Below are 13,666 nucleotides of genomic sequence, written 5' to 3'. Positions count from 1 at the left end.
CAGCCGGGGGCCGTCCTCCCGCCCGGTCCCGGCCGGGAGTCCCCGCCGCGCGACGACGCCGGGCCGCCCCTCGCGACCCGGCCCGAACGGTCCCCGCCGCGGTCGCGCCCCCTCGCCGGAGCACGGCCTTCCCGGCCGGGAGCCGCGCCGGGCGGAACCGGCCGGGGAACGAAACAGGAACGGGACCCGGGACAGTCGAGGCGTTCATGACCCCTGGTGCGGAGCTCGCGTGAGACGTGCGAAGAGCTCACGGAAGACGCCCTCCGCAGCCGACACCGTGATCGCGACCGACAGGAGATCCCGCATGCACCCGCTGCTGCGCATCAGCGAAGAGGTGGGCGACGCGCTGGCCGAGGACCGGCCCGTGGTCGCCCTGGAGTCGACGGTGATAGCCCACGGCCTGCCCTACCCGGGCAACGTGGAGACCGCCCTCGCCATCGAGAAGGCCGTGCGGGAGGCCGGCGCCGTGCCGGCCACCGTCGGCCTGGACCGCGGGAAGTTCACCGTCGGCATGACGCCCGACGACATGGAGCGGTTCGCGGTCGGCGTCGAGGTGCCCAAGGTGTCCAGCAGGGACGTCGGCGTCGTCCTGGCGGGCGGCGGCATGGGAGCGACCACCGTCGCCTCCTCCCTGGTCGCCGCAGACCTGGCCGGCATCCCCTTCTTCTCCACCGCCGGCATCGGCGGCGTCCACCGGGGCGCGAGCGAGAGCTTCGACGTCTCCGCCGACCTGGTGCAGTTCACGCGGAGCAAGGTCGCCGTGGTCTGCGCCGGCGCGAAGAGCATCCTCGACCTGCGCCTGACCCTGGAGTACCTGGAGACCCTGGGCGTTCCGGTGATCGGCTACCGCTACGACGACTTCCCCGCCTTCTACTGCCGCTCCAGCGGGCTGCGCGTACCGAAGCGGCTGGACGACCCCGCCGACGTGGCGCGCGCGGTGCGGATGCACTGGGCGGCCGGTCTGCCGGGCGGACCGCTGGTCACCGCGCCGATCGACGAGGAGCACGCCCTCGACTCCGAGGCCATGGAGGCCGTCATCCAGAGCGCGCTGCGCGCCGCCGAGGAGGACGGCGTGCACGGGCCCGCCGCCACCCCGTACCTGATGAAGGCGGTCTCACGGGCCACCGAGGGCCGCAGCGCCGCCGCCAACCGCGAGGTGCTCATCAGCACCGCCCGCCTCGCCGGACGGCTCGCGGTCGCCTACGCCGCCACCGCCGAGCCGGAGCGGGAGGCCGCGGCATGACGTCCGCGTTCGTCTTCGACATCGACGGCACCCTCGCCGACACCCCGGGCGCCATCGCGGTGCTGATCGGCGACGTCGTCACCGGGCTCGGGGCCGCGCCCACCCACGAGGAGGTCCTCGCGACGGTCGGCAAGCCCCTGGAGGCCTCCCTCGCCCGGCTGCTGGGCGTGGACCCCGGCGACCCGGCGACCGCCGAGGCCGCCGCCCGCTACCGGCAACGCTTCGCGGGAGAGGTCCTCAGCCGCGGACCGGGCCTGCTGCTGCCGGGCGTCGTGGAGGGCCTGGACCGGATGCGGGCCGCCGGGCACCCGCTCGGCGTCGCCACCTCCAAGATCTCCTCCAGTGCCCACGCGCTGCTGCGGGCCACCGGCATCCTCGACCGCTTCGCCACCGTCGTCTGCCACGACATGGTCGAACGCGGCAAGCCCCACCCCGACATGGCCCTGCGCGCCCTGGCCGAACTCGGGGCCGAAGCCGCCGGGTCGTGGTACGTCGGCGACACCGCGACGGACATGACGACGGCCGGCGCGGCCGGTCTGCGGGCACTGGGCGTCACCTGCGGCGTCGACCGCGCCGAGACCCTGGCCGCCGCCGGCGCCGACGTGGTCGTGGCCGACTTCGCCGGGGTCACCGAGGTGCTCCTGGGCGGAGCACCGACCGCGCACCGCCCCCTTTCCACCCTCCTCGCGGACACCACCGGAGCACTGTCATGACCGTCACCTCGTCCGGCGCCACCGACCGGCGGACCGACCGCTTCACCGGCCGCATGGCCGCCGCGCTGCTGGCCCTGTCCATCGCCCAGTTCCTCGTCGCCCTCGACTACTCGATCATCTACGTCGCGCTGCCCAGCATCGGCTCCGGCCTGGACCTGCCCCCGGAGCAGCTGCAGTGGGTCGTGTCGGCCTACGCCGTCTTCTTCGCCAGCTTCCTGATGGTCGGCGGACGCGCCGCCGACCTGATCGGCCCCCAGCGGCTGTTCTTCCTCGCGCTGGGCCTCTTCGGCGTCGGCTCGCTGGCCGCAGGACTGGCCGGGGAGCAGTGGCTGCTCGTCGTCTCCCGGGCCGCCCAGGGCGTCGGCGCCGCCGGGCTCACCCCCGCCATGCTCGCCCTGATCGGCTCGGTCTTCCCGGCCGGCCCCGTGCGCGCACGGGCGCTCGCCATCTGGGGCGCCATCGGAGCGGTGGGGCTCGCCGCCGGCGTGCTCATCGGCGGCGTGCTCACCGCGGTGCTCTCCTGGCGGTGGGTGTTCTTCGTCAACGTGCCGCTGATCGCGGTCACCGTCGTGCTGGCCCTGCGGGCCCTGCCCGCCGGATCCCGCAGCGCCACCTCCGTACGGCACCTGAACGTCCCCGGCGCCGCGCTGTTCACCAGTGCGGTGCTGCTCCTGGTGGCGGCGCTCACCCAGGCGGCCGTCGCGGGCTGGACCGCCCCGTCCTGCCTCGGCTGCCTCGCCGGATCCGTCGTCCTGGGCGCGGTCTGGGCGGTGCACGACCGGCGCGGCACCGCGCCGCTCGTCCCGCCGATGCTGCTGCGGGTGCGCTCCCTGGCCGGCGGCAGCGTGATGTCGGCGCTGTACATGGCGAGCGTCGGCGCCGAGTTCTTCCTCATCACGCTCTTCCTCCAGGACGTGTGGGGCTACGGCCCGCTGGGCGCGGGCATCGCCTTCCTGCCGCTGGCGGTGAGCGTGGTGGCGGGCAACCTCGTCACCGGACGGCTCGTCGGCCCCTGGGGCATCCGCGCCACCCTCGCCACCGGCTTCGCCGTGGGCGCGGCGGGGCTCGCCCTGCTCGGCCTGGGCACGGGCGGCGACGACTACTGGACCGCCGTGCTGCCGGGCCTGTTCGTCAGCGGCCTCGGCCAGGGCATGGCCTTCGCGGGCATGTACATCGCGGGCACCAAGGACGTCCCGGACGACGACCAGGGCACCGCCTCCGCCGTGCTGACGACGACCCAGTACACCGGCGGCGCGATGGGCCTGGCGGTGCTGGTCCTCGTGCTCGGGGACACGCCCGCCCCCTCGGCCTTCGGACACGCCTACGCGCTGACGGCCGTCCTCGCGCTGTGCGCCGCCGCGGTCGCCCTGCGGGTCCTGTCGCCGGCCGTCCCGTCCGCCGCGGGCACGGCGGGGGACGAGCGATGACGCTGCCGCGAGTCGTGGCCCCGGGCACGGGCCCCTCGGCGGACGTCGGAGGGACCCCCGTCTCCTTCCTCGTCACCGGGGACGACACGGACGGCCGCTTCGGGCTCACCGAGCACCGCCTCCCGCCCCGGGCGCCGGGAGCACCGCTGCACTTCCACCGCGAACTGACGGAGATGTTCTACGTGGCGGGCGGCGACGTGCTGCTCACCCTCGGCACGGAACGGCGCGTGGCCGGGCCCGGCACGTTCATGATGGTGCCGCCGCACACCCCCCACTCCTTCGCCAACCCCGCCGCCGATCCCGCCACCCTGCTGGTGATGTTCACCCCGGACGGCGGCCGGGAGCGGTACTTCCGGGAACTGGGCGAACTGCTGCGGTCCTCGCCCGAGCCCACGCCCGAGACGATGGAGGAACTGGCGCGCAGGTTCGACCAGTTCCCGGTGACCGACGCACCCCCCTCCCCGGCCGGGCACCCCCTCGGCCTCGCACGACCGACCAAGTGAACCCCCCGCTGAGCAGAAGGAGATGACGACATGCCCGTGGTGACCGTGGACTGGTGGAAGGGCAACGACCGAAAGAAACGAGCCGACCTTGTGAACGAGCTGACGTCGACCCTGGCGCGTATAGCCGAGTGCCCCAGGGAGGCCGTCACCGTTCTCGTCCGCGACGTCGAGCAGGACCACTGGGGGCGCGGCGGTGTCCTCGCCGACGAACCCGCCGCGGCGGGAGCGGATCGTGCACCGGACGCGGAACAGGCCGGTTCCGCTCTCCCGGAACAGGTGTGACGCACCGCGGACGGACACGGTCGGTGGCCGGCGGCAGGACGCCGTCGGCCACCGGCCGTGTGCGGGCCGGACACCGGGCGGCAGGACGCCGTCGCGCTCCGCCCGGTGTCCCTCCCCGTGCCCGCCCGGTCCCGCGCCCGCCGGAGCGGTCCCGCCGCGGCGGAGGGCGGAGGGCGGAGGGCGACGGAGCGTCACCGCCGTCGTGGCGGGGAACGATCGCGGAAGTGGCGTGTTCCGTGCGCCGGCCGAGGGCGGCGCGAGGGTACGGGGCGCACGCCCGCGGACCCGGCGGCGAGGCGCGGGCGCTCGCGCCCGTCCCCCGCCGCTTCGGCCGGGCCCCCACCGGGCGGGACGACGGGCCCGGCCCCGGATGCGCTCCCCGCAGGACGATGAAGACACGTCAAGCTGCGACGGAATGTGCACGGCATGAGTCAGAATGTGACGTCGTTTACGACCGCCACGCATTGCTGTCCGCAGAGACAGGGGCAGGGAAGGCCGTGACAGGTTTTCGTGACGCGGCCGCACCACCCTCGCGGGAGCGAGGCGGCCGCTCGGGACCGAGGAGAGGACACACGCGTCATGGATCGCACCACGTCGATACGTTTCCGCATCCTCGGCTCCGTGGAATGCTGGGACGGGGACACCCGGGTGCACGTCGGAGGACCCGTCAGCGAACGCGTCCTGGTCACCCTGCTGCTCGAACCGCAGCGCGTGCTGCCGGTGCACCGCCTCGTCGAGGCCGTCTGGGGCGAGGACGCCCCCGCGACCGCCGCCCACCAGGTGCGCAAGGCCGTCGCCGAACTGCGCCAGCGCATCCCCGCCGGGCGCGACGTCATCGTCACCGACGGGCCCGGCTACCGCGCGGCCGTCACCTCCGGGCAGCTCGACCTCCTGCAGTTCACCGAAGCGCTGCACCAGGCCCGCGCCCACTCGGCCGCGGGACGGACCGCGGACGCCGCGGCACTGCTGCGCGAGGCCGTCGCCCTGTGGCGCGGACCCGTGCTGTCCGGCGGCGGGGGCGCGGTCGTGGACGCCGCCTCCGCCGCCCTGGAGGAGCGCCGCATCACCGCCGTCGAGCAGCTCTTCGAGCTCAGGCTCCAGGCCGGGGAGAGCGCCGAGCTCGTCGCCGAGGTCCGCGAGGCCATCAGCGGCAGCCCGCTGCGCGAGACCCTGCGCGGCCAGCTCATGCTCGCCCTGTACCGCTCGGGCCGCCAGGCCGAGGCGCTGGAGGAGTACGGCACGATCCGCGCCGTCCTCGACGAGGAACTCGGCATCGAGCCCGGCGACGCCCTGCGCGAACTGCACCAGTCCATCCTGCGCAACGATCCGGCCCTGGCCGCGCCCGTCACCTCCCAGGCCGCCCCGCAGACGGTGACGGACAGTCCTTCCACCCTCCCCTACGACCTGCGCGACTTCACCGGCCGCGAGGAGGAGCTGAGCAAACTCCTCGGCTTCATCGAGGACGCCACGGGCTCCGGCCCGCTCGTCGTCACCATCGACGGCATGGGCGGCAGCGGCAAGACCTCCCTGGCGGTGCGCGCCGCGCACCGCCTCGCCGACCGCTACCCGGACGCCCAGCTCCACCTCGACCTGCGGGGCCACACGCCGGGTGAGGAGCCGCTCACCCCGGCCGCCGCGGCCGAGGCGCTGCTGCGCATGCTCGGCGTCCCCGGCGAGCGCATCCCCGACGACCCGGCCGGCCGCATCGCGCTGTGGCGCTCCGTCATGACCCGGCACCGGATGCTCCTCCTGCTCGACAACGTTGTTGACGAAAGACAGGTGAAACCGCTCCTGGCGTCGTCGACCGGCGCGGTCGTCCTGCTCACCAGCCGGGCCCTGCTCGTCGACCTCGACGCGGCGCACTCGGTCTCCCTGGGCACCATGGATCCCTCGGACAGCGTCGCCCTCATCGTCGGCATCATCGGCGAGCACCGGGCCGCGGCCGACCCCGAGGCCGTGGCCGAACTGGCCGATCTGTGCGGGCAACTGCCGCTCGCCCTGCGCATCGCCTCCGCCCGGTTGCGCAAGCGCCCCCGCTGGACCGTGCGCTACCTCGTCGACCGGTTACGCGACGACGTCCACCGCCTGGCCGAACTCAGCGCGGGCGAGCGCAGCGTGGAGGTGACCCTGCAGCTCTCCTACGACGGGCTGGACGCCGACTACCGCAAGGCGTTCCGGCAGCTGGGCCAGTACCCGGGCGCCGACCTGGACGTCTACACGGCGGCCGCGCTGCTCGACAGGACCACCCGGCAGGCGGAGGAGGTCCTGGAGGACCTGCTCGACGTGCACCTGGTCCAGCAGCAGGAGCCGGGCCGCTACGCCTTCCACGACCTGGTGCGCAGCTTCGCCCACATGCTGTCGCGCACCCGGGACTCCGGCGGCACCGGTGAGTTCAGCGAGGAGGCGGCCGGAGCGGTGGGCCGGCTCCTGGAGTTCTGCCTCGCGGCCTCCGACGTCGCCTGCGACCTGCTCTTCCCCGGCCGGGTGCGGACGCCGCGCCCGGCGGAGTCCTTCCGGCCCGAACTGGTGCCGCTGGCAGGCCCCGACGCCGCGCGCGACTGGTTCGAGCGCGAACAGGACAGCCTCCTCGCGGCCATCGCCCTGGCCTTCCGGCGAGGACTGGACCGGGAGGTCGCCCTCCTCTCGGCGAACGTGGTGTTCCACCTGGACGCGCGCGGCAGGCTCGACGAGTTCCTGGAGCTGTGTCACACCGCCGTCGCCGCGGCACGCCGCCTCGACGAGCCCGGCCTGCTCCGGCTGAGCCTGTCCAACCTGGCGGTCTCCTGCTGGAAGCGCGGACGGTTCGAGGACGGCACGACGGCCGCGACCGAGGCCTACCGGCTCGCCGTCGAACTGGGCGACCTGCGCGGACAGGCCAAGGACACCGGGGTCCTCGGCCTGCTGCTCGCCACGATGGGCCGCTTCGACGAGGCGCTGGTGCGCCTGGAGCGGTCCATCGCCCTCAAACGCGAACTGGGCGCCAAGCGCGCCGAGGCGGAGTCCCTGTCGAACATCAGCGACGTCCACATGGAACAGGGCCGGTTCGAGGAGGCGCTCCGCACGGTGAACCGCTCGATCGAACTCGCCCACGAGCTCGGAGCCGTGGAGAAGGAGCTCGTCGGACTGAGCGACCTCGCCCAGATTCAGCTGGCCCAGGGCGACACAGGGGCCGCGGCCCGTACGCTCGCGCAGGCGCGCGACCGGGCCCCCGGTGTGCTGCCCCCGGCGGAACGAGCGGTCCAGCTCGTCCTCTCCGCGGAGACCGAGAGCCGGCTCGGGCACGAGGAGCAGGCGCTGCGCTGGGTGGAGGAGGCGCTGGCCACCAAGGGCCTCGAGGACGCCCCGGTGCGGGAGACCATGGTGTGGAACACCGCGGGACGCCTCTTCCGGCGCACCGGCGACCACCGGCGTGCGCTGGCGCTGCACCGCAGGGCCCACGAATCGGCGGCCCGGTTCGGCCACCGGGTGGAGGAGGCGTATGCCCTGCAGGGGATGGCCGACGCGCTGAGCTCGCTGGACGACACGGAGGAGGCCGTCGCGCGGGGCGCCGCCGCGGAAGCCGCCTTCCGCACCATGGGAATTCCCGGCCGCCACCGGTGCGCGGACTGACGCCTGCCGCTCCACCGGGGGCGTGACGCGGCACGCGCGGGGCGGGAAGGGGCGCCCGGTCAGAGGTCAGACGACGCCGAGGTTGGGTCCTTCGTCGCCGAGGGTGCCGAGGTTGGGTCCTTCGTCGCCGAGGGTGCCGAGGTTGGGGCCTTCGTCGCCGAGGGTGCTGACGTTCGGGCCTTCGTCGCCGAGGGTGCTGACGTTCGGGCCTTCGTCGCCGGTCGTGCCGAAAGTGCTGACGTTGGGGCCTTCGTCGCCGAGGGTGCCGACGTTCGGGCCCTCGTCGCCGAGGGTGCCGACGTTCGGGCCCCCGTCGCCGGTCGCGCCGAGGGTGCCGAGGTTGGGGCCCTCGTCGCCGAGGGTGCTGACGTTGGGGCCCTCGTCGCCGGTCGTGCCGGTGGCGACGGCGTGGAGGCCCTCGCCGTGGGTGAGCAGGAGGGCCGGGACGAGGTTCGGGCCCTCGTCGGAGCCGGGAACGGAGAGGCCCGCCGCGGTGACGGCTCCGGCGCCGATCGCCAGGGTGAGCGCCACGGAGGTGAGGAGGCCCGCCGTCGTCCCGATGACCTTGCTGCTCATGATGCCTGCCTTCTGTCGCCGCGAGGGGAGGTGCTGACAGGAAGAAGGTCCCGCCGTGCGCTCCCGCGACGTTCCGCTTCCGTTACCGGCCCACCGGGAGCGCCGGGGAATCGCCCGGGAACAGCTCTCGTGGAAGGCGGCGACGGACCGTCGGTCCCGTGGGCGGGCCCGCGGAAGACCGTGGTCGGGGCCACCCCCGACCACGGGGCGTCAGGCGACGGCCTCCAGGACCGTGCCGCCCTCGGCGATCGCCTCGATCCCGTCGTCGGGCGCGGTGGCGCCGGTGACGAGGGCCCGGCGTACGGTCCGCCACCGTGCCGGCAGCCGGTGCTTTCGGTCGGCACACCGGCCCGGCCCGTTCCCCGCGCAGCACGTGGACGAACCCGCGCAGGGCGGTGCGGCCGCACCACCCGGTCACCACCCGGGGCCGGCCTCCCGGGTCAAGGGGATCTGCGGTGGACGCTGACGGCGTAACCGCCGCCTTCGTAGGGATCGGCGTCCCACGTGGCGAAGCGGTCGACGAGCGTGAGGCCGGCCGCGGCGCAGCAGGCGTCGTACTCCGGCAGCGTGATCGTGGGCGGCACGGGCAGGTGGGCGGCGTCCAGGCCGAAGCCCGCGGCCAGCAGGCCGCCCGGACGCATGGCCGCGGCCAGCCGGGCGACGACGGTGGCTTCCGTCCCGGGGGTGAGGAGCGGGAGGACGTTACCGGCGGCGACCACGACGTCGAAGCCCGCGGCGATGCCGAGCGCGGCAGGATCGAACTCGGCGAGATCGACCTGGAAGAAGGGCAGGTGCGGCGCCTCGGCCCGTGCCACGTCCAGCATCGAGGCGTCCAGGTCGATCCCCACGCAGTCGTACCCGAGCTCGGCCAGCCGGATCATGACCCGCCCGGTGCCGCAGCCCGCGTCCAGCACCCGGGCCCCGGCGGGTGCCAGGGCGGCGCAGAAGGCCGCCTCGCCGTGCACGTCCTTCCCGCTGCGGGCCAGCGCCTCGAAGCGGGCGGCATACGCGCTCCCCGAGGTCCCACCGGTCAGTTCCTGCCAACGACTCATGAGATCGACTATAGGTCGGCCGTAGGCCGGCCACGGCTCAGCCGCAGGCCGACGGGCTGACAGCACGTTCGTGCCGGCCGCCCTCGCGCTCAAGGCGCCGCCGGCAGTTGTGCACCGCTCGGCGCCGCATCGAGCGGATGCCCCGGTCCCGCCGCGCCGGGCAGAGACGCGCTGCCTTCGCCCCCGGCCGCGCGCGTGGCCGGTCCGGTGCGCCTCCACCCGGTGTGCCGGCACGGGGGTGTGGCGTGGCGTGACGCCGGCGGGGGACGAACGGGAGCTGTCCCCCGCCGGTGCGGGCGTCAGACGGCGCCGGCGGCCGGGACCGCGGCGCCCCCGGCGGCCGGCTGCGGGTGCACGCAGTGCCAGCGGTGGCCGTCCGGGCCGTCGGAGGCGGGCGGGAACACGGTGGCGCAGGCGTCGTCCGCCTTCCAGCAGCGGGTGCGGAAGGGACAGCCGGACGGCGGGTTCGTCGCCGAGGGCACCGGGCCGTGCAGCACGATCCGCTCGGGACGCTCCAGCAGGCTGGGCGTGGCCGAGAGCAGGGCCTCGGTGTACGGGTGCCGGGAGTCGCCGGTGACCTGCGCCGAGCGGCCCTCCTCCACCACGCGGCCGAGGTACAGCACCGCGATCCGGTCGGACAGGTAGCGCACGGTCTGCACGTCGTGGGAGATGAAGACCATCGCCAGGCCGAGCCGGTCACGCAGGTCCACCAGGAGGTTGAGGATCTGCGCGCGCACCGACACGTCCAGGGCGCTGGTCGGCTCGTCGGCGACGATCAGCTCCGGCTCCAGCGCCAGCGCGCGGGCGATCGCCACCCGCTGGCGCTGCCCGCCCGACAGCTGGCCGGGCAGCGCGCCCAGGGTGTGCCCGGGCAGGCCCACCAGGTCCAGCAGCTCCTCGACGCGCGCCTCGCGCTCGGCACGGGTGCCGCGGGCGTGGACGTCCAGCGGGTCGCGCAGGATGCGGCGGACCGGCAGGCGCGGGTTGAGCGCGGTGGACGGGTCCTGGAAGACCACGCCGACACTGGCCCCGAAGCGGCTGCGGCGTTCCGGGGCCGGCATCTCCCACAGGTCCTGGCCCTTGAAGTACACCCGGCCCTCGGTCGGCCGCTGGAGCCCGGTGACCACCCGGGCCAGGGTGGACTTGCCGCAGCCGGACTCGCCGACCAGCCCGAGGATCTCGCCGCGCCGCACCTCCAGGGAGGCGTCGGTCAGGGCGTGCACGGCGTCCCGGCGCAGGATGCCGCCGCTGCGCGCCCTGTGCCGGACGTGGATGCCGTCGAGCCGGACGAGCGGGTCCGTCGTGGTGTTCTCGGTGGCGGTCATCGGACGCCCTCCAGCGATGTGGCCGACGGGCGCACGGGCGCCGGGTGGTGGCAGGCGAACAGGTGGTCGGGCGCACCGTCACGGTCGGTGGCGGGCGGCGGCGTGGTGGCGCACAGCTCGGTGGCGGCGGTGCAGCGCGAGGCGAAGCGGCAGCCGGACCCGAAGGACTTGGGCGCGGGCACGACACCGCGGATCTGGTGCAGCCGCTCCGCGCCCGCCTCCAGCGAGACGACGGAGCCCAGCAGACCCCGGCTGTAGTGGTGCGCCGGGTCGGTCAGCAGGGAGCGGGTGTCGCCGGCCTCCGCGACCTGGCCCGCGTACATCACCGCGACCCGGTGGGCGAGATCGCCGACCAGGGCGAGGTCGTGGGAGACCAGGACCATCGCGAAACCGAGTTCGTCGCGCAGCCTCACCAGCAGCTCGACGACCTGGGCCTGCACGGTCACGTCGAGCGCGGTGGTCGGCTCGTCGGCGATCAGCAGCCGCGGACTGCGGGAGAGCGCCATGGCGATGAGCACGCGCTGGCGCTGGCCGCCGGAGAGCTCGTGCGGATAGCTGCGCAGGGTGCGCTCGGGGGAGAGGCCGACCAGTTCGAGCAGCTCCGCCGGGGTGCGGGTGCCGCCCCGGGAGGTGAGCCGCTTGAGCTGGGTGCCGATCAGCACCGACGGGTTCAGCGACGACATGGCGTCCTGGTAGACCATCGCGATCTCCGGGCCCATCAGCGCCCGGCGTTCCTTCGGCGACAGCTTCAGCAGGTCGCGGCCCCGGTAGAGGATCTCGCCCGACGCCTCGGCGTTGCGGGCCAGCAGACCCATGATCGCCAGGCTGGTGATCGACTTGCCGCAGCCCGACTCGCCGACCAGTCCCAGGGTCTCGCCCTCGCGGACGGTGAAGGATATGCCGTCGACGACGCGGGTGTCGCCGTAACGGTCGGGGAAGCGGATCGACAGGCCGCGCACGACGAGCAGGTCGGGGGCGTCGTCGGGCAGCGGCCGGACGGCCGGTTCGGTGGCCTCGATGCGGCGGGCGAGCTCGGTGAGCGCGGCGTCGGCGGCGGCACGGTCCGTGGCGGGCTCGGCGGCGGCGATCTTCTCGACGGTGTCGCCGCCGTCGGCGCGGGCCTTGTCCGGGGAGGCGGCGGCGTCCGTCATGCCTTCCGACAGGACGTTCAGCGCGAGCACCGTGACCAGCAGGCACAGGCCCGGGAAGAGGGTGGCCCACCAGCCGCCGGACAGCAGGATCTGCCGGCCGTAGGCCAGCACGCTGCCCCAGCTGGGGTCGGGGTCCTGCACGCCGGCGCCGATGAAGGACAGACTGGCCTCGAAGATGATCGAGTCGGCCACCATGACGGTCGCGAAGACCAGGACCGGCGCCGCGCAGTTGACGGCGACGTGCCGGGCCACGATGTAGTGGCGGCGGGCGCCGATGACCTGCTCCGCGGCGACGTAGTCCTCGCCGTACTGCTCCAGCACGTTGGCCCGGACGACGCGCGCCAGTGAGGGGGAGTAGACGAAGGCGATGGTGAAGATGATGACCGGGAGACTGGGGCCGAACACGGCGACCAGCACGGCGGCCAGGGCGATCGGCGGGAAGGACATGACGACGTCCAGCGTGCGCATCACCGACTCGTCGGCGAACTTGCGCGAGGTGGCCGCCAGGGCGCCCAGGACCGAGCCGATGGCCAGCGCGAGGAGGGTCGCGCCGAAGCCGATGACGAGGGAGTAGCGGGCGCCGTGCACCACGCGGGCGAACACGTCGCGGCCGGCCCGGTCGGTGCCGAACCAGTGGTCGGCGCTCGGCGGCTGGGCCGGGGTGCCGGTGGCGAGCGGGTCCTGGGTGAGCAGGGGGGCGAGGACCGCGCCCAGGACGACCACCAGCAGGACGCCGAACGCGATGCGCGAGGGGAGGGGCAGGCGACGCAGGCGGGTACCGGGCCGGAGCCGCTCGGCGAGAGAGCGTGGGGCGAACATCACACCGTCCTGATACGCGGGTTGACGAGCAGGTAGAGCAGGTCGACGATGACGTTGACCACGAGGAAGGCGATGGCGATCGTGAGGACGGTGCCCTGGACCAGACCGACGTCGCCTCCGTTGACGCCTTCGAGGATCAGCTTGCCCATGCCGGGCAGGTCGAAGATCGCCTCGATGACGACGGCGCCGCTGAGCATGTAGCCCACCTTGACGCCCAGCACGGTCAGCGGGGTGATCAGAGAGTTGCGCAGCACCGACCGGATGATCATGAACGGCGGCAGGCCGCTGCCGCGGGCGGTGCGCACGTAGTCCCGGTCGAGTTCGGCGACCATCGAGGTGCGGATCAGCCGGGCCAGCGAGGAGGCGACCGGCAGGGCGAGGGCCAGGGCGGGCAGCGCGAGGCTCTCCAGCCAGCCGGAGAAGGAGTCGGCCGGGTTGACGTAGCCGCCGGTCGGGAAGACCGGCATGTTCAGCGCGAACTGCTGGATGAGCAGGACACCGAGCCAGAACGAGGGCAGTGCGATGCCGACCATCGACAGCACCCGGAAGACCTGGTCGGGCCAGCGGTCACGGTAGACGGCGCTGAGGACGCCGAAGACCAGGGCCAGCACGATGGCCAGCGTGAGGCCGAGAAGCGTCAGCTGGAGGGTGAGCGGAAACGCGGTGGCGATCCGGTCGGTGACGGGCTGGCTGGGGGCCATGGTGACGCCGAGGTCCCCCTGGATCAGATCACCGAGGAAGGCGACGTACCGGACGGGCAGCGGGTCGTTGAGACCGTTCGCCTCGGCGAACGCGGCACGCGCCTCGGGACTCGCGCTGTCGCCGAGGGCGTTGTACGCGGGGTCGGCCGGCGAGAACTGCAGGACGACGAAGACCAGCAGGGCGATGCCGAGGATCATCACCGGCATCATCGCGACGCGGCGCAGCGCGAGCCGGAGGAAAGCAACCATCGTGGGTTTCCTAGCG

At 74.1% G+C, this 13,666-nt stretch carries 11 protein-coding genes; 6 read left to right on the top strand and 5 right to left on the bottom strand.

What is annotated here, in order from left to right; genetic code table 11:
- Positions 1-304 precede the first annotated feature (304 nt).
- The 6 genes from ACIQ8B_RS16070 to ACIQ8B_RS16045 all read left to right on the top strand — a co-directional run bounded on the left by ACIQ8B_RS16070 (position 305) and on the right by ACIQ8B_RS16045 (position 7,777).
- Positions 305-1,243: a pseudouridine-5'-phosphate glycosidase gene (locus ACIQ8B_RS16070; RefSeq protein ID WP_106411613.1), complete on the top strand. Its 939-nt coding sequence runs from the start codon at positions 305-307 to the stop codon at positions 1,241-1,243.
- Positions 1,240-1,956: an HAD family hydrolase gene (locus ACIQ8B_RS16065; protein ID WP_106411612.1), complete on the top strand. Its 717-nt coding sequence runs from the start codon at positions 1,240-1,242 to the stop codon at positions 1,954-1,956. The genes ACIQ8B_RS16070 and ACIQ8B_RS16065 overlap by 4 nt, the downstream gene beginning before the upstream one ends.
- Positions 1,953-3,383 carry an MFS transporter gene (locus ACIQ8B_RS16060; RefSeq protein WP_403547383.1) on the top strand — a complete coding sequence of 477 codons (1,431 nt, stop codon included), beginning with the start codon at positions 1,953-1,955 and terminating at the stop codon, positions 3,381-3,383. Before ACIQ8B_RS16065 ends, ACIQ8B_RS16060 begins: the two co-directional genes overlap by 4 nt.
- Positions 3,380-3,886: a cupin domain-containing protein gene (locus ACIQ8B_RS16055; protein WP_106411610.1), complete on the top strand. Its 507-nt coding sequence runs from the start codon at positions 3,380-3,382 to the stop codon at positions 3,884-3,886. The genes ACIQ8B_RS16060 and ACIQ8B_RS16055 overlap by 4 nt, the downstream gene beginning before the upstream one ends.
- Before the next feature lie 30 nt (positions 3,887-3,916).
- A complete protein-coding gene (locus ACIQ8B_RS16050; protein WP_106411609.1) occupies positions 3,917-4,168 on the top strand; it encodes a 4-oxalocrotonate tautomerase family protein in 252 nt (83 codons plus the stop codon).
- A gap of 579 nt (positions 4,169-4,747) precedes the next feature.
- Positions 4,748-7,777: an AfsR/SARP family transcriptional regulator gene (locus ACIQ8B_RS16045; protein WP_403547381.1), complete on the top strand. Its 3,030-nt coding sequence runs from the start codon at positions 4,748-4,750 to the stop codon at positions 7,775-7,777.
- Positions 7,778-7,843: 66 nt separating this feature from the next.
- Here the strand turns inward: ACIQ8B_RS16045 and ACIQ8B_RS16040 are convergent, their stop codons facing one another.
- The 5 genes from ACIQ8B_RS16040 to ACIQ8B_RS16020 all read right to left on the bottom strand — a co-directional run bounded on the left by ACIQ8B_RS16040 (position 7,844) and on the right by ACIQ8B_RS16020 (position 13,650).
- Positions 7,844-8,353 carry a hypothetical protein gene (locus ACIQ8B_RS16040; RefSeq protein ID WP_403547379.1) on the bottom strand — a complete coding sequence of 170 codons (510 nt, stop codon included), beginning with the start codon at positions 8,351-8,353 and terminating at the stop codon, positions 7,844-7,846.
- 440 nt (positions 8,354-8,793) lie between these two features.
- A complete protein-coding gene (locus ACIQ8B_RS16035; protein WP_290006387.1) occupies positions 8,794-9,405 on the bottom strand; it encodes a bifunctional 2-polyprenyl-6-hydroxyphenol methylase/3-demethylubiquinol 3-O-methyltransferase UbiG in 612 nt (203 codons plus the stop codon).
- Between the two features lie 299 nt (positions 9,406-9,704).
- Positions 9,705-10,730, bottom strand: coding sequence for an ABC transporter ATP-binding protein (locus ACIQ8B_RS16030; protein ID WP_290006385.1), 1,026 nt, complete (start codon positions 10,728-10,730; stop codon positions 9,705-9,707).
- Positions 10,727-12,700 carry a dipeptide/oligopeptide/nickel ABC transporter permease/ATP-binding protein gene (locus tag ACIQ8B_RS16025; protein ID WP_403547376.1) on the bottom strand — a complete coding sequence of 658 codons (1,974 nt, stop codon included), beginning with the start codon at positions 12,698-12,700 and terminating at the stop codon, positions 10,727-10,729. Before ACIQ8B_RS16025 ends, ACIQ8B_RS16030 begins: the two co-directional genes overlap by 4 nt.
- Positions 12,700-13,650 (bottom strand): ABC transporter permease, encoded by a 951-nt coding sequence (locus ACIQ8B_RS16020; RefSeq protein WP_290006381.1) that lies wholly within the window; start codon positions 13,648-13,650, stop codon positions 12,700-12,702. The genes ACIQ8B_RS16025 and ACIQ8B_RS16020 overlap by 1 nt, the downstream gene beginning before the upstream one ends.
- Positions 13,651-13,666: the final 16 nt, after the last annotated feature.

Origin of the sequence: Streptomyces sp. NPDC096105 (genome assembly GCF_044763335.1) — a bacterium.
GTDB lineage: Bacteria > Actinomycetota > Actinomycetes > Streptomycetales > Streptomycetaceae > Streptomyces.
Note: the sequence above shows the minus strand (reverse complement) of the source record. Positions and strands in the feature narration are given on the sequence as shown.